The sequence below is a fragment of the Anaerovorax odorimutans DSM 5092 genome, from assembly GCF_000426305.1.
In the GTDB taxonomy this organism is placed as follows: Bacteria; Bacillota; Clostridia; order Peptostreptococcales; family Anaerovoracaceae; genus Anaerovorax; species Anaerovorax odorimutans.
In genome coordinates, this window is sequence record NZ_AUFC01000012.1 from 1 (window position 1) to 17,071 (window position 17,071).

The 17,071-nt window shown below is 33.4% G+C and carries 14 protein-coding genes and 1 riboswitch; of the genes, 12 read left to right on the forward strand and 2 right to left on the reverse strand.

Going from position 1 to position 17,071, the window contains the following annotated elements; genetic code table 11:
- The 3 genes from K292_RS16070 to K292_RS0105300 all read left to right on the forward strand — a co-directional run.
- On the forward strand, positions 1-2,113 hold a 2,113-nt coding region (locus K292_RS16070), incomplete at its 5' end, for an S-layer homology domain-containing protein (RefSeq protein ID WP_051280375.1).
- A 177-nt stretch (positions 2,114-2,290) separates the two neighbouring features.
- Positions 2,291-2,371: riboswitch (ZMP/ZTP riboswitch) on the forward strand.
- An 86-nt stretch (positions 2,372-2,457) separates the two neighbouring features.
- Entirely contained in the window at positions 2,458-3,633 is a 1,176-nt protein-coding gene (locus K292_RS0105295; RefSeq protein WP_027398965.1) for a phosphoribosylaminoimidazolecarboxamide formyltransferase, read from the forward strand.
- A 232-nt stretch (positions 3,634-3,865) separates the two neighbouring features.
- Positions 3,866-4,402: an HXXEE domain-containing protein gene (locus tag K292_RS0105300; RefSeq protein WP_027398966.1), complete on the forward strand. Its 537-nt coding sequence runs from the start codon at positions 3,866-3,868 to the stop codon at positions 4,400-4,402.
- 139 nt (positions 4,403-4,541) lie between these two features.
- On the opposite strand, the gene K292_RS16075 is transcribed toward K292_RS0105300, so the two are convergent.
- A complete protein-coding gene (locus K292_RS16075; protein ID WP_051280377.1) occupies positions 4,542-6,797 on the reverse strand; it encodes a preprotein translocase subunit SecA in 2,256 nt (751 codons plus the stop codon).
- Positions 6,798-7,445: 648 nt separating this feature from the next.
- Between K292_RS16075 and K292_RS0105315 the strand changes: the two genes are divergently transcribed.
- The gene (locus tag K292_RS0105315) at positions 7,446-8,534 is read left to right on the forward strand and encodes a DMT family transporter (protein WP_051280379.1); all 1,089 of its coding nucleotides are present in this window, start codon (positions 7,446-7,448) and stop codon (positions 8,532-8,534) included.
- 171 nt (positions 8,535-8,705) lie between these two features.
- Here the strand turns inward: K292_RS0105315 and K292_RS0105320 are convergent, their stop codons facing one another.
- A complete protein-coding gene (locus K292_RS0105320) occupies positions 8,706-8,948 on the reverse strand; it encodes a helix-turn-helix domain-containing protein (RefSeq protein ID WP_027398969.1) in 243 nt (80 codons plus the stop codon).
- Positions 8,949-9,079: 131 nt separating this feature from the next.
- Here K292_RS0105320 and K292_RS0105325 point away from each other — a divergent pair, with 131 nt between their 5' ends.
- The 8 genes from K292_RS0105325 to K292_RS0105360 all read left to right on the forward strand — a co-directional run bounded on the left by K292_RS0105325 (position 9,080) and on the right by K292_RS0105360 (position 17,054).
- A complete protein-coding gene (locus K292_RS0105325) occupies positions 9,080-9,376 on the forward strand; it encodes a hypothetical protein (protein WP_027398970.1) in 297 nt (98 codons plus the stop codon).
- Between the two features lie 199 nt (positions 9,377-9,575).
- On the forward strand, positions 9,576-10,496 hold the full coding sequence (locus tag K292_RS0105330; RefSeq protein WP_027398971.1) for a D-2-hydroxyacid dehydrogenase: 921 nt from the start codon (positions 9,576-9,578) through the stop codon (positions 10,494-10,496).
- A gap of 267 nt (positions 10,497-10,763) precedes the next feature.
- Positions 10,764-12,491, forward strand: coding sequence for a histidine kinase N-terminal 7TM domain-containing protein (locus tag K292_RS0105335; protein ID WP_084145903.1), 1,728 nt, complete (start codon positions 10,764-10,766; stop codon positions 12,489-12,491).
- Entirely contained in the window at positions 12,469-13,143 is a 675-nt protein-coding gene (locus K292_RS0105340) for a response regulator transcription factor (protein WP_027398973.1), read from the forward strand. The genes K292_RS0105335 and K292_RS0105340 overlap by 23 nt, the downstream gene beginning before the upstream one ends.
- A 161-nt stretch (positions 13,144-13,304) precedes the next feature.
- The gene (locus K292_RS0105345; RefSeq protein WP_027398974.1) at positions 13,305-14,657 is read left to right on the forward strand and encodes a radical SAM/SPASM domain-containing protein; all 1,353 of its coding nucleotides are present in this window, start codon (positions 13,305-13,307) and stop codon (positions 14,655-14,657) included.
- A gap of 4 nt (positions 14,658-14,661) precedes the next feature.
- Entirely contained in the window at positions 14,662-14,886 is a 225-nt protein-coding gene (locus tag K292_RS0105350) for a Nif11-like leader peptide family RiPP precursor (protein WP_027398975.1), read from the forward strand.
- Between the two features lie 91 nt (positions 14,887-14,977).
- Positions 14,978-15,928 carry a radical SAM/SPASM domain-containing protein gene (locus K292_RS0105355; protein WP_027398976.1) on the forward strand — a complete coding sequence of 317 codons (951 nt, stop codon included), beginning with the start codon at positions 14,978-14,980 and terminating at the stop codon, positions 15,926-15,928.
- 4 nt (positions 15,929-15,932) lie between these two features.
- Positions 15,933-17,054, forward strand: coding sequence for an ABC transporter substrate-binding protein (locus tag K292_RS0105360; RefSeq protein WP_027398977.1), 1,122 nt, complete (start codon positions 15,933-15,935; stop codon positions 17,052-17,054).
- The last annotated feature ends 17 nt before the right edge of the window (positions 17,055-17,071 follow it).

A 17,071-nucleotide genomic window follows, 5' to 3' on the forward strand; every position in this document is an offset into this window, starting at 1 on the left:
AACTTATGTAAAGGTAAAAGATCCAAGTCATGGAAGCGTAACGGTAAACACAGATGGTACATTTACATATACTCCTGATACAAATTATGTTGGAACAGACAGCTTTACATGGAAGGTAAATGATGGAACAGTGTATTCCGAAGAAGCAACGGCAACGATAACTGTAAATGAGGTAAATGATGCGCCAACGGTAAAAAACAGTACAAAGAATGGAACAGAAGATACGACAATGTCATTCACAGCAGCAGATTTTAATGGGGCAGAAATATATGCGGATGAAGAAAGTGATACATTAAGTAAAATACAGATTACAGGGCTCCCTGCTAATGGCAAATTGAAACTTAGTGAAACAGATATTACCCTAAACCAGGAAATAAACGCTGCTGATCTGGGAAGCATCAAGTTTGTACCAACGGCAGATTTTAACGGAGATACGAGTTTTACATGGAAAGCCAGTGACGGCAATTCATATTCTTCAGCAGCAACAATGACATTACATTTTGCAGCAACAAATGATATTCCGGGTGCCCCGTTAAATGTAACTGTAGTAGCAGGAAATGCACAGGTAACAGTTTCTTTCTCTACACCAACAGATAATGGAGGAACGCCTATTACAAAATATATTGTGACATCTGATCCAGCTGGAATTATAGCTGAAGGAACTTCCAGTCCCATAACGGTTACGGGATTAACAAACGGAACAGCCTACACTTTTAAAGTAAAAGCTGTAAACAGTGTTGGTACGGGATCGGAATCGGCAGCAAGTGCAACTGTGACTCCGCACGTAAGCAGCTCTGGTGGTTCATCAGGAGGATCATCAGGAAGAAGTGGCGGTGGAAGTACTTCAACAGAGTCGGGAGCAACTGCAACAGTTTTGGTGAATGGAAAAAGTGAAACTGTGGCAGAATCTACAACAAGCAAGGAAGGCGAAAAAACGGTAACAACTGTTGTTGTTAACGAAGCAAAATTAGAAGAAAAAATGCGGGGACAAGGAGACAATTATGTTATAACAATTCCAGTAAGCAAGTCCTCCGATGTGGTTGTAGGACAATTGAATGGTCAAATTGTCAAGAATATGGAAGAAAAAGAAGCGGTCTTAGAGATAAAGACTAAAAATGTAACATATTCGATTCCTGCCGCACAGATTGATATCAGTAGTGCCTCAGAACAAATTGGCAGCGAAATTCAGCTAAAGGATATTGTTGTTAGTTTGAGAGTTGCAGAACCAGCAGAAAAAACCTTAAAGGTGGTTCAGAGTACGGCTGACAAGAACAGTTATCAAATTGTTGTACAGCCAGTTCAATTTGAAATTAGCTGTACCAATGAAGGAAAAACGGTTGATGTTTCAAGATTCAATTCTTATGTAGAAAGAATGGTAGCTATTCCGACAGAAGTCGATCCAAGCAAGATTACAACAGGAATTGTCTTGAATGTTGACGGAACATTTTCGCATGTTCCTACACAAATCGTTGCAGTAGATGGGAAGTATTACGCAAAAATTAATAGTTTGACAAACAGTACATATTCGGTAATTTGGAGTCCTAAAACCTTTAAGGACGTTGAAAATCATTGGTCAAAAGAGGCGGTAAATGATATGGGCTCCCGATTAATAGCAAATGGTACAGACAGTGAAAACTTTTCTCCCAATAGAAATATTACAAGAGCCGAATTTGCATCAATCCTTGTAAAAGGACTTGGTCTGATGAGAACTGGAACAGGCAAAGATATTTTTGAGGATGTTTCAAAAAACAATTGGTATTATGATGCCGTATCCATTGCATATGAAAATGGATTGGTTTCAGGTGTAACGAAGAAAGAGTTCAATCCTGCCGAACAAATTACAAGAGAACAAGCAATGGTAATGGTAGCAAGGGCAATGAAATTAACAGGCATAAAGTATAATTTGACAGAGGAAGAAATCAACAAACAGTTAAGCAAGTTTATGGACAGTGATCTTGCTTCAAGTTATGCCGAGTCAAGTATTGCGGCTTGTATAGAGACTGGTCTTGTATCTGGTAAAAGTGATACTAAGGTTGCACCGAAAGACTATATCACAAGAGCTGAAGTAGCTGCAACCATTGAAAGATTATTGCAGAAATCAGGGCTAATTTAAAATGATTTTTTCAATACATATTGTCTGTGTCGATACATGTCGATATCAGGGTTCAATTGTGGTACTGTAAGTTTGTATTTTAACTCAACTTTAGGATTTTTCTTGTGCTCATCTATAATAAAAATTGAATAGTATACTTTTGCTTTATTTATGCTTTTAATTATGTTAAACTTACTACATAATCTGCGTAACTGACGGAAGTGGAATACCACAGGGGAGCGCAGAAATATTTGTAAGTCGACCGTCTGGGCAATCGTTTTAGATTCCCAGGCGGATTTTTTGTATGCGAAAAAAAGCTAAGGGTATAGTTGTTGATTTTTCTTTATTTTAGGGAGGTATAATCTATGAAGGAATATGAATTAAAATACGGATGCAATCCAAATCAAAAACCTGCAAGGGTTTTTATACAACAAGGCGAACTGCCAATTCAAATTTTAAATGGTAGACCGGGATATATTAATTTACTAGATGCATTAAATGCATGGCAACTAGTAAAAGAATTGAAAAAAGCTACAGGACTTCCTGCTGCAACTTCATTTAAACATGTCTCGCCTGCTGGTGCTGCTGTTGGAATTCCGCTTTCAGATGTAGAACGAAAAATTTACTGGATAGCCGATGATATGAAATTATCTCCATTATCAAATGCGTATGCACGGGCTAGAGGTGCAGACAGAATGTCTTCGTATGGAGACTTTATAGCGTTATCGGATACTTGTGATCTCGAAACAGCTAAAATAATTAAAAATGAGTTTTCTGATGGTATAATCGCTCCTTCTTATGAACCGGAAGCACTTGCTATTTTAAGCGGCAAGAAAAAGGGTAATTACTGTGTAATTCAGATTGATCAGAATTATATTCCGGAACATGTTGAGAGAAAAGATGTATTTGGTATAACTTTTGAGCAAGAGAGAAATGAACTCGTTATTAATGATGAACTATTTGAAAATATTGTTACAAAAAATAAAATCATTTCTGAACAGGCTAAACTTGATCTTACTATTGCAATGATTACGTTAAAATATACTCAGTCAAACTCCGTTTGCTATGCGAAGGGCGGGCAGGCTATTGGAATCGGTGCAGGACAGCAGTCAAGAATTCATTGTACCAGATTGGCGGGACAAAAAGCGGACAACTGGTTTTTGCGTCAGAATCCTAAAGTATTAAATCTACCTTTTAAAGATCAAATTAAAAGAGCTGAGAGAGATAATTGTATAGATATATATATTAGTGATGAATATATGGATGTATTAGCAGACGGAAATTGGGAGTATTTTTTCAAATTAAAACCGGAGGTCTTTACAAAAAAAGAGCGAGAAGCATGGCTAGGGCAGATGAAAGATATTTCATTAGCTTCCGATGCATTCTTTCCTTTTGGAGATAATATTATACGTGCTCATAAAAGTGGTGTAAACTATATTGCACAGCCGGGTGGATCTATACGAGATGATAATGTTATCCATACCTGTGATAAATATAATATGTTTATGTGTTTTACTGGAATCCGGTTATTTCATCATTGATTGAATTTATTAATGATATAAAAAATTTAAAGCTCTCAGAGAATATTTATTGAGGTTCCTTATTTATTAATGAAGAACTGTACCTGCAGAAAAAGAAAATAGTAAAGAAGTTTAAGATAATGATTAGAGTTATTGTATACATAATAGTATTTTTATGATATATGTAAGTTATAGTTCTGTTACAGCAAAAGTATGATTACATAGTAACAAATAAAAACAGAGGAGTAAATTTATGCAGGATATAAAAGTATTAATTTGGATGCTTCCAATTTTTTTCATCTTCCATGACTTTGAAGAAATAATATTTATGAAAACATGGTTTGAAAAAAATAAAGCGGATATACAACGAAAATATCCTAAATTAGCCAAAAAAGCATTGTCACATATAAATAACATAACTACATCTTCTTTCGCTTTTGCAGTATGGGAGGAATTTGTTCTGCTTACGGTATTGACATTAATAACCTATAAGTATGAAACTTATACACTTTGGTTAGGAATATTTTTTGTATTTACATTCCATTTAATTATTCATTGTGTTCAGGCAATTATGATGAAATGTTATGTGCCGGTAGTAGCTACTAGTATTATTTTACTGCCTCTTTGCTTTTATGTCATTAAAACATTCCTTTCTATATATTCAGTAGTATACATAAAACTTTTGGCGGTAGTTTTGATAGCGGCAGTTCTTATTATAGTTAACTTACTTGTTTTACATAAAGGAATGGAAATGTTTAGTAAATGGCAAAAAAATTTTTTATGTAATTAGTGAAATAAAAGAAAATTATAAGAGACAATGAAACTAGTAATATTAAGTTTTTATAATAAAAGCTACATTTCAAGCTTTATAAGCATAACATGTAGCTTTTTACCTTTTTACTAAGTTAATTTATTTTTTAAATATTTTATTAAAGAGGAGAATTGTTGACATATTGAAGACGTATTGCTATTTTCGTTGGACAGGTGAGAAAAAATTTTGGTAATCTGGCAAATTGATTTTTACTTTCATCTATCATGTAGGTACAGGTACTTGATGTACCTAAAAGACCAGAGCCTTCCATATCTATACCAGCAGATGTGATCTTACATGTTTTCATATAATACAGAACATCTTTTTTTATATCTTTCTCCATGTCAGAAAAGGCGGAAACCGCAGCTTTATGATATTCATCAATAGGATTAAGTCCGCCAATAATGCATAGGTGAATTCCGTTGCGTATGTTTTCCATAGTATATAGATAATCCGCCCAATGTTGATTGATAAAATAAAGGGTCAATTGTTTTTCTCCATGTTGAATTCCGTCTATACCAACGGTATTACAATAATACGTAAAAAGGGCAGGATCATAATCGCGCAGAAAATCCGGAGTACGAACATCCAAAAGAATTTCATCCCTATAAGTGGTAATTTGTTGTCGCTGAAGTTCTAAGATGTAGGCATATTTACTCAGCATATAACGTGCTTCTGCAGATTTCCCTTCTTCATATTTTTGTGCGCGCCGAATTTTCTTATTTAGTTTATCTGATCTAAGTTTATTTTCACAAAAATAATTTGAAAGAAGGGTATCTTCTTTGCTGATAAAAAAAGTACTTTCTCCCGGATCACCTTGCCTTCCGCTTCTGCCAATTAATTGTCTGTCAATTCGTGAACTTACATTAATTCCACAGCCTATTACAAATAGACCTCCAGCTTCTTCAACAAAAGTTTTCTCTTCTTCGGATTTACCTCCAAGTCGTATATCTACTCCACGACCGGCCATATTTGTTGAAATTGTTATTTTATAAGGCTTGCCCGCATTTGCTATGATTTCAGCTTCCTCCTCATCGTTTCTTGCATTTAAGACTTTATGAGGCAGATTGTTTGCAGAGAGCAACTTAGAGTATTGTTCTGATTCTTTTACACTTTGTGTGCCGATGAGAACTGGCTGACCTTTGTTGTGAGATATTTTTATTTGCTGAAGAATCAAATTTGTTTTTTCTTCCTCAGTATCACAGATGCGATCTTGATAGTCTTTTCTAATACATGAAATATGTGGAGGTATAACATCCACAGCAAGCCCATACATAGTTTTTAATTCTTTAGCCGAGGATATGGCTGTTCCTGTCATACCACATAGAATCTGATATTTTAAAAGAAAAAATTGTAAGGGTATGGAATTATATATTACTGTTTGATTGCGGTCTTTTAATTTTTCCTTCACTTCCACTGCTTGGTGTAAAGCAGCTGGGAATTTACGTGTAAGTGCTATTCTTCCTGTAGTTTGTTCTATTACAAATATTTGACCGTCTTTTATCAGATAATCTTTATCTTTTACAAGAAGGTATCGGGCTTCAACTGCAGCATTGATAAAAGTTAATGTATCGCCGTTTTCTTCTTTGAAAAGGTTATCAAGTTGCAAGGCATTTTCTATATAAGAAATGCCAGAATCAGTGAACCAGAAAGTATGCTTTGATGTATCATATATGATATCTTGGGGGTTCATATATTCAATAATTTCATCGATTTTTGAGATTTGTTCTGATTCAGACTTTGAATTGCCGGCTACCACAAGAGGAATTCGTGCTTCATCAATTAAGATTGAATCAGCTTCATCCACAAGAGCTACATCAAAGCATATAGAAAGTATATCATTTGAATCATTACACAAAAAATTTTTAAGGTAATCAAAACCAACCTGTTTTGCAGAAGCATATACAACATTACATGCGTATGCTTGTTTGCGTTGCATAATATTTGATTCTTCATGAATAAAGCTGCTTGAAAGTCGGCAAAATTCAAAAATATCTTTATTTAAATTATAATCACGTTTCGATAAATAGTCGTTAAAGGTAAGGATATGAACTTTCTTACCTTGTAAAGCAAGACAAGTGGCAGTCATCACCGCAGATAATGTTTTACCTTCTCCGGTGGGAAGCTCCGCAATATTACCCTGTGCCATGGAATAGGCTGCGGAAATTTGTGTGTCAAACAGTGTGAATCCGGTACATCTGGTGATTACTTCTTTTATTAAACTATAAAGAAGAGGCTGATTTGTTTTATCACAAGATTCAATGTTGGAAATCAGTTCCGAGGAATTAAGAGTACTCCAAGAAAACTGATTTACTTTAGATACAAAATCAGCGTACGGAAGAACACACTGTTTTTGAAACAGTGTTTTTTTCAATGTAATAATACTCCTTTGCTATTAAATTTTAACGAACGTACAAAGGAATATTTATTCTAGTTTACAGACCGTTCGGATTTGAAATAAGTGACCCGAATGAATTTGAAGATTAGCAGCCTTAAAGAAAGTTTGTAAAATAATAATTGGAAGTAAGAGCAAGATTATAGGAAATAGTAATACCATTGACAATGCTATTATTGTGAGAACATATAACAACCCGTTCAATATACATTCTTTATTGCTTCTCATTTGCTTTCTCCCAAGTTTTACTGTGTTATTTTTAGTATATCATAGTACCTGATATAGTTCAGTAAAATTATTAAAATATTATATAGTGTTTATATTTATTTTAGATAAATGAATCATATGTTATAATGATTTCTATGATTGATACAGTGTTGCTGCAAGGTAGGAATCATTGAATCGTGTCTGCAGTTATAAAGCGACTACAGAATGTGGAAACATTAAGAACCCCCATGGGGGGATAAAATATGATAAAATAATTGTCTAAGATATAAATTGTTTTTTTATAGGGATTTAAAATTTTGATAGTATGGTTGAAAAGGGTAAAGATTAATACCTTTAATCAATATGTTTTATAATGATAAGAAATCAGGAATAAATTAATATTTAATTGAGGGATAGAGAATGAAAGTTAAATTAAAAGAAATTAATCTGCTAAAATGTCATGACAGTAAATTTCAAGCAATCAGTTTTGCAATACTTGCGGCACTATTGTATGGAATAAGTTCACCAGTATCTAAGGTTTTATTAGTTGAAATACCTCCTACTCTGATGGCTGCTTTGTTATATCTAGGTGCAGGAATAGGTATGCTTGGTGTTAATTTATACAAAGTAGCAACAAAAAAAGAACAGCTTGAAGCTCGAATGACAGTCAAAGAGATGCCATTTATAGTAGGTATGATTGTTTTAGATATGGCAGCTCCCATTTTTTTAATGTTAGGACTTACGATGACAACTTCATCAAATGCATCGCTACTTAATAATTTTGAAATTGTTGCGACATCTTTGATAGCACTTTTTATATTTAAAGAAACAATTGGAAAAAGAATGTGGTTAGCAATAATACTAATTACAATATCAAGTATGATTTTATCGGTGTCAGATTTCAGTAGCTTATCGTTTTCATTTGGTTCACTCTTTGTATTACTTGCGTGTATATCTTGGGGATTTGAAAATAACTGTACTCGAATGTTATCTTTAAAAGATCCTCTTCAAATTGTTGTAATCAAAGGCTTTGGTTCTGGCTTAGGTTCATTAATCATTTCTTTTGCTCTCAATGAGTCAACTTATAATTGGTTATATATTGTTTATACCTTATTATTGGGATTTGTGGCTTATGGTTTGAGTATCTTTTTATACATCAAAGCGCAAAGAGAATTAGGTGCAGCAAGGACAAGTGCTTATTATGCAATGGCACCTTTCATTGGTGTGGTTATTTCATGGATTTTCTTGAATGAACCTATAACAACTACTTTTATTTTAGCACTTTTGATTATGCTGACAGGCACATATTTTGCAGTTTCAGAAGATCATAATCATAGGCATGTACATTTAGAAGAAGTTCACAATCATAAGCATAATCATTATGATGGTCATCATAATCATACGCATGACTATGAAATAACAGGAGAGCATTTTCATGAACATACTCATGAAAGAATTGAACATTCCCATGCTCATTTACCGGATTTACATCATAGACATTCGCATTAATAACATCCACATTAATAATATACACACATTGTCTATGTTTGTTAGCGGTTAAAATTCAATCAGAATAATTTATAAAAAATGCTTCTTATTATGAAATATATTGACTTTTAAAATTAATATTTATATTAATACGAATATGTTATATGGAGATATTATATTAATTTTTTACGTTTATTCATCTTCAAATGCAGTTTCATTCATTTCGGGAAAATCCAATAATTCAGAGATAGTCATATCCAAACCTACAGCTAATTTATGAAGTGTTTTTAGCTTAGGATTCTTTGTTGTCCCCCTCATCAAATTATCCACAGTAGATTGTGTTATACCTGATAAAGTTGCAAGTTTATTAATAGTAATATTCCTATCAGCACATAATTCTTTTAATCTTTTAATAATAGCATCAGAATAGGTCATATAATCCTCCTTAACTTTGTACGGTTAAGAAGAGTATAGAATGTTTTATAAATAAATATTAACGGTATAAGGTTGACTAGAAGAATATAATATGATAAATTAACCGTATAACGTTAATTAAAGGTGAAAATATGAAAATTAAGAGAAAAGTTTTTAAGAATTATAATATAAAAGATAAGGAAGAATATTTATTTTATAAAAAGTTGAAAAATGAAGAAAACCGTAAAGAGGTATATAATCAATTTGAGGAAGAAGTATGTAAGTATGATATAGAACATCTTGTCAGACTTCTTGATTATGCAAAGGAATTAGTCAGTGAAGCTGAAAGTATATATACTGAGATAGGAATAGAAATATTTTTTTTAATTAAGCAAGATAGGATAAAAAAATTTAAGAGTTTACAAAGATTAAAAAATGTAAAAAAATAAAAAGTCAAAATTTATTAATAAAATATATAATTCCTTTATTCTTTGTTTAAAATAACGGATAATTTATTAAATTTATCTTTATATAAGTGGTTTTACTTTTATTGACAATCTTATATTAGGTACTGTAAACTATTGATATTATAAAATTTTCGGTTACTTTCGGTTATTAAGAAATTGAGATAAATAGGGAGTGGAATTTATGAAAATTGTTGTTCTAGACGGTTATACAACAAATTCAGGTGACTTATCCTGGGATAAAATTAATAAATTAGGCGAATTAATTGTTTATGAAAGAACTTCTCCTCATGAAATTGTAGAGCGAGCAAAGGATGCTGAAGTAATTATACTCAATGCAGTTACACTTAATGTAGATGTTTTAAAGCAATTACCAAAACTAAAGCTGATTTCTATTTTGGCAACAGGATATAATAATGTGGATCTTTTAGTGGCGAAAGCACAAGGGATAGCTGTATGCAATACTCCTACATATTCAACCGAGGCTGTATCTCAGCATACGATTGCACTTTTGTTAGAAATTACAAATAACGTTGCCTTGCACAGTAATTCTGTTCATAATGGTGCTTGGCATAAATGTCCTGATGATTGCTTTTATATAAAACCTCTTACTCTTTTGGATGGAAAAACCATGGGGATTATTGGTTACGGAAATATTGGGAAAAGGGTTGGAAGAATTGCAGAAGCCCTTGGAATGAAAATCATACCTTATAGTAAAGATCCGGAGGCGGCAATTAGAGCGGATGTTATAAGTTTACATTGCCCTGTTACTCGTGAAAATCAGCGATTCGTTAATTCAGAGTTTATTTCAAAAATGAAAGATGGTGTAATTTTTTTGAATACTGCTCGGGGAGAGCTGGTTGACGAATTAGCTCTGTTTAATGCTTTAAAATCAGGAAAAATTGCAGCTGCAGGCGTAGACGTTTTAAGGACTGAACCTCCAAAAGCAGATGTGAATTGTACTCTTATGGAAGCTCCAAATTGTTTTATCACACCTCATCATGCATGGATGCCTATTGAAACAAGGCAATTACTCCTTAACATTGCATATGAGAATATTAAAAGTTTTATAAATGGAGATACGTTAAATCGTGTTGATTTATAGTTAACAATAGGCAAGATTTTTTTATTTTATTTTTATTAAACTTTTTTATTAGATATAAGTTTTTGTTTCTTATGAGTATCTATAAAATAAAGTGAAGAAATTGAATAATTCCTCAAGTATTGAAAAATTTAATGATTTTACCCTAATTTGTCCTAAATTAAATAATTGTCAATGCCTAGCTCTAGAGATCCTTAAGACTAGGTTGAAACAAAATTTAAAGCCTTAAAAACTTGTATAATTAAAGTGCATTGGAAAGGAAAAAAGCATATGCAATACCAATATACCCCATACATATGGTCTTTGATTGCCTCAGCTTTTGTCACATTGTTACTTGGAATATATGCGTTTACGAGACGAAAAAATGCGAAAGGTGCCATGGGTTTTATGCTTAGTATGATTACATTGACTTTATGGTCGTGTACTAATGCACTTGAGATGTCAGCTGTGGACTTAACAACAAAGCTTTTCTGGTCAAATATGCAGTATTTTGCCTACTGTTATTCACCTGTAACCCTTCTTGCTTTATGTATGGAATTTACAGGGTATGACAGGTGGATCAAAAATAAAAAAATTTTATTTATTGCAGTGGTTCCTACAATTATTATTTTTCTTGTATGGACTAATGGTCTGCATGGTTTAATGAGGTATGATATACATATGGATTACAGTGGTCTATTTCCGACTATGGGGAAAAAATATGGCTATGCCTTTTATGTTCATGCCATTTATTCTCATGTTTTAAATTTACTTGCATGGGTTTTACTTATTAAGGCTGTTTTTTTGAATAATACTGTCTATAGGAAACAAGCTGCTGCACTTTTTTGGGGATTAAGTTTAATTATAGTGCCTAATATGATGTATATATTAGGCTTTGGTCTCTCATTTGATTTGACGCCAGTGTTCTTTGGTCCGTCTGGAATGATTGCAGCATGGGGCATTTTTAGGTACAAGCTGTTTGAAGTAATACCTGTAGCTCGTGCGACTGTAATTGAGACTATGGATGCAGGCGTTATGGTATTAGATTTGCAAAATCGAATATTGGATATTAATCCTGCTTTAGAAAGAATTGTTGGGTATACTGCTTCAGCAGCTTGTACAAAGTTGGTAGGAGAAGTATGTCATAGAATTCCTGAGATTGCAAGAGCTTGTGTTGATAGAGCCACTACTCATGGAGAATTTTCAATAAATATTAATGGAGAAGCAAAGACTTATGAGATACTACTCTCTCCTCTTACAGATAAAAAGAATATATTCATAGGCAGGCTAGCAGTAATTTATGACATAACTGAAAAAAAGCTGGAGCAACAAGAATATTTGAAACAGCAGCAAAAACTTGCTGCTACTGAGGAACGGGAACGGCTTGCCCGGGATATGCATGATAATTTGGGACAAGTATTGGGTTTTATTAATCTTCAGGCACAAGGGATCAGGCAAGAGCTAACGAAAGCAGATGTAAATATTGTGACGTCTAAATTGGATAAACTGGTTACTGTAACACAATCAGCACATGAGGAGATAAGAGAATATATTCGCAAAACCCGTAATACAGAATTTATGAAAACTGATTTTATCGAGGTATTAAAAAAGGATATATTGAATTTTGAGAGGCAATGGGGGATTAGGGCAAAACAGGATTTTCACGGAGGACTTATAGGAGAAAAAATAAAAACAAATATACAAGTTAATATCCTTAATATTGTTAAAGAGGCTTTAAACAATATAGGTAAGCATGCTAAAGCAAAAAATGTATGCATTTCTCTTTTGTTTTCACAGGGTCAGCTAAGTATTATAATAGAGGATGATGGAGAAGGATTTATTGTTGGTTCGTATCAGAATAACAAAGATGAGAACAAGTTCGGGTTAAATATCATGAGGGAGCGGGCAGCTGAAATAGGGGCTCAAATCTCTATAGAATCAATGATAGGAATGGGAAGCAGAGTAACCTTATGTTTTCAAGTTAGGAGGAGTATAAATGAAATTAATGCTGGTAGATGATCATCCTTTATTTTTGGAAGGGCTCCAATATCTTCTTGAAACCTATGGGATAAAAGTTTTGGGGGTAGTCAATAACGGCAGGGATGTACTTGCCAAAGCAAGGATTTTAAAGCCCGACATTATTCTAATGGACATAAAAATGCCTGGATATAGCGGAATAGATGCTTTGAAGCTGATTAAGGCTGAGATGCCGGATATTAAAATCGTAATGCTTACTGCATCTGAGGAAGATGAAGATCTTTTTGATGCAATCAAATGTGGAGCATCAGGATATTTAATAAAAAATACCAACGCTAAAGTACTTGTGAATATGCTGTATGATCTGGAGAAGGGGGAAGTCCCGCTTTCTCCGGGTCTTGCAGCCAGACTGTTAAGAGAATTCAGGCATAATGGATTATCTGATGAGTTCCCTCGAAATTTATCAAGAAATCATAAAAATGAGCAATTGACTGGAAGACAAATAGAGGTATTGGAGATGGTAGCGAAAGGGAGTACTTATAAAGAAGTAGGAGATTCTTTGGGACTTACCGAAAGAACGGTAAAGTATCATATGGGAAGAATCATAGAACTATTGCATTTGGAAAACCGAGCACAGGTGATTGCCTATGCAGCTCAAATAGGGCTTATAGAGGATAAGGGAACTGGTTGCTAAGAATTAAAGCTTATTATGTTAACTGTTAGATAGTACAGTCTATGTTTTAAAGACTGTACTTTTTATTTTTTTTGGACTGTACTCAGGTACATTGTAAGAAAATAATGAAAACGATATAATAACATCTGTTAACGATAATTTAAAGAAGAAGGTATGATACCATGATGTTTTTGCATGAAGAGATTTATCTATTAGAATATGAAAAATCTTCAAATAAAAAGCTTTTTTATGCACCTATTCGAGGATATGCAGAACTAATTGATCAACAAGATGCAGAAGTGATTGAACAGGGTAATATCTTTTCAATGGAAGATTTAGATAAAAACGATAATGTAAGAAAATTGATTCAAGGTCTTAGGAAGATACCTTTAAAAGACTTAGATATTATGCAAAAAGGTTTTCCCATCTTGAATATTGATTTTTCAAATGGCTGTAATATGAAATGTATTTATTGTTATGCAGATCGTGGAGAGGGTAGTATTAAGTACCAGAAAAAAGAAAATATTGATTTGATTATATCTGCATATTTTAATTATTTACAGCAACAGGCAAATTTTCTAGAAAATGAGGTTTGCTATATTACGTTTTCAAATAATGCGGAACCTACTTTTTCACCCGATTTACTAATATATACAGTGGAAAAAATTAGGGAAACGGCTTTAAGATATGGCTTGAAACCACTTTTCTCAATGCCCACAAATGGTGCATTTGTCAGTGATATAAGAAGTTTTATCATAAAAAATTTTGATCGTATTTCACTTTCCTTTGATGGGTTAGAATCTATACAAAACGAACATCGTCCTTTTTCTGATGGGAGCCCTTCATATGAAATTGTATACCAAAACGCGAAAGTACTGTATAACAGTGGTATAAAGATAGGGTTTAATGTAGTTGTAACTGCAAAAAATTTAAATAGCTTGAAAAATACCGTAGATTATTTTCACCAAAATTTTTCCGGAACAGAAATATCCTTTAGCCCGGTTAATTTAGCAGGAAGAGCATTAAAAGAACAAAGGAATTTAATGATAGATCATTCATTGTTTCAAAGCAGGCTGATAGAAGCGATAGACTATGCAAAAGAAACGTCTATTAAAATTCTTGATAAAGATATGCAGAATTATCATATACCTAGAAGACACTACTGCACGTCCACAGCCAGACCTAATTGGAATGTAAATTTAAAGGGAGAAATCTTTGCTTGTATGGAATCCAAAATCGAGGCAATGAAAATAGGTGAAATTAACTTTAATACCCATGAATTAAGACTTTGTTACGATAATATTCAGGCTTTAAAAGCATATTCCGTAGCCCAAAACGGTAAGTGTATTAATTGTTTTGCAAAATACCTTTGTGCAGGAGGCTGCAAGGTAAGAAATGAAAAGACATCCAAAAACTGCAATGATATTCGCTTAAAATGTTTGCACTTGATTAATCAAGTTTATGAAGAAGAACAGTGGTTTAGTAAAGGGCAGACTTTATTTAAAATTGAACGCGGAAGAGGCGTAAGGAGGTGATAAAATGAGCGATTCTATTAAAAAATTAATTAAAAAACTTCAAAATGATCAAGAAATGGCTAATAAATTTAAGGCATGCAAGAGTACTGCAGAGCAAGCAAAGTTAGCAAATGATCTGGGATTCCAGGTTACTGCTGCAGAATTTGAAAAGCTGAATCAAAACTTATCAGATGAGCAGCTGGATCAAGTGGCAGGCGGATCATGTTTTCTAAACATTGCAATCGGTTAAAGAATGAGCACACATTTGTGTGCTTATTCTTTAGCGCGGTTATATGAAAAAAATCGTAATCATAAAAGTTATTAATATCTAGGAGGAAAGGATGAAATTAATTTTTGTTTATACCTTAAAATGTAATGCAGAATGTCAAATATGCTGTTTCAATTGCGGTCCTGATAAAAATGAAAAAATGGATTATGAGATGGTATCAGATTGCATTAAACAGGCTGCTAAAACTAAAGCATTTGAAGAAATCAGTTTTACTGGTGGGGAAGCACTTCTTTATAAAGATGAAGTGGAAGATTTAATTGAGCTTAGCAGCAGATATCATTTTAAAACACTTTTAACAACAAATGCATTTTGGGCAGAAAGTATTGATAGTGCATATGAAATGCTATATGAACTTAAAAAAAAGGGATTATCCATATTAAGTGTAAGTGCAGATGAATTTCATCAATCTTTTATTCCAAACAAATATATTGAAAACTTAATAAAAGCCAATGATAAAATAAAAATTCCTATTTTTTTTCAAAGCTTGATTACGAAAAAAACAGCTCAGGAACATCCATTAGCTATAAAATATCCTCAATATACCTGGCGTAAAGGATTATGCCAGCCAGTAGGGAGAGCTGCAGAAACAATGCCTTGGGATGATTATATATATGATGATTATGATGGAAAATGTATCTATGCAAATACTATAACAATCATGCCCGATGGAGCATGCTATCCATGCTGTAGCCAGGGATTGAGAATGGATAATTTAAAAATTGGGTCGGTATGTAAGCAAACACTGGAAGAAATAATTAAGGAAAAAGAGCAGCATAAGTTTACTAAAGTAATGGTTTACAGAGGACCTGAATGGCTGAAAAAAATGGGAGAGAGCCAGGGATATAAGCTTTCAGATCCTAAAAGCAGCTATGTTTCACTTTGCCATCTATGCCATGAAATAAGCAAAGATCAAGTCTATCTTGAAAAAATGAAGGATATCATTTCAGAAACAGCTTATCAGATCAGCTATTCACAATTACTGAAAATAAAGGAAGGACAGTGAGGTTATGCGAAAAAAAATGACAATGTACCGTATAATCATTTTTTGTATGCTTATTTGCCTTTTATTAACAGGCTGTTCAAAATCAAAAAAAAATAATGAAATAATTATAGGAGTAGCATGGCCGTTTGATACAAGTAACAATTTATTCAGTGAAGGGATAGAACTTGCCACTAAGGAGATTAATAACAGTGGAGGTATTAACGGTAAAAAACTTAAACTTATTAAAAAGGATGATGGAGCTGAAGTCACAAAAGGTATGTCAATAGCCCAGTCTTTTGCAGAAAATAAAGATATTCAGGCAGTGATTGGTCACGATAATTCTTTTATATCGGTTCCTGCTTCTGCCATTTATGAGAATGCAGGGCTAGTCATGCTGTCTCCGGCATCTACAGCACCAGATCTTACCCAAAATGGATATAAGCATATTTTTCGAGATATACCAAGTGATGATGAAATAGCAAAACAACTAGCGGTTTACCTTGCCAAAGAGGGACATCGGCGGATGGTTATTTATTATTCTGATGATTCTTATGGCTATGGTTTGGCCGATTCATTCGAGGATCAAGCAAATATACAAGGGATAACGATTGTAGATAGATTTAACTGCTATACAGGTTTAGAAGATTTAAGGCGCTTAAATGAAAGATGGCAAGCTTATGGTGCAGACGGGATTTTTATAGCTAATACGCTGTCAGAAGGAGGGCGGTTTATTTATGATGCCGGTCAAGTAGGAATTAAGGGACCTTTTGTAGCCGGAAATTCGTTGGACTCTCCTTTGCTTTTAGAGATTGGGGGCAAGGCAGCAGATGGTACTATTATAGGTTCAGTATTTAATCCTAATATAAATCGTCCGGAAGTGAAAAAGTTTATAATAGACTTTTCAAAAAAATACAAGAAGATGCCGGATTCCTACGCTGCTTTGGGATATGATGCAGTAAAAATGATAGCTGCTGCTATTAAAAATTCTGATTTGGATAATCGCTCTACAATTGCAAACGAATTGATCAATTTAGGTAACTGGTCTGGTGTAGCAGGCATCCATAAATTCGATGAACAAGGAAATGATATTGGAGATTTAGTAGTGATTAAAAAATTACAAGATGGAGAATTCAAATATATAAAGTAGTTTCTAATTGCCAATTA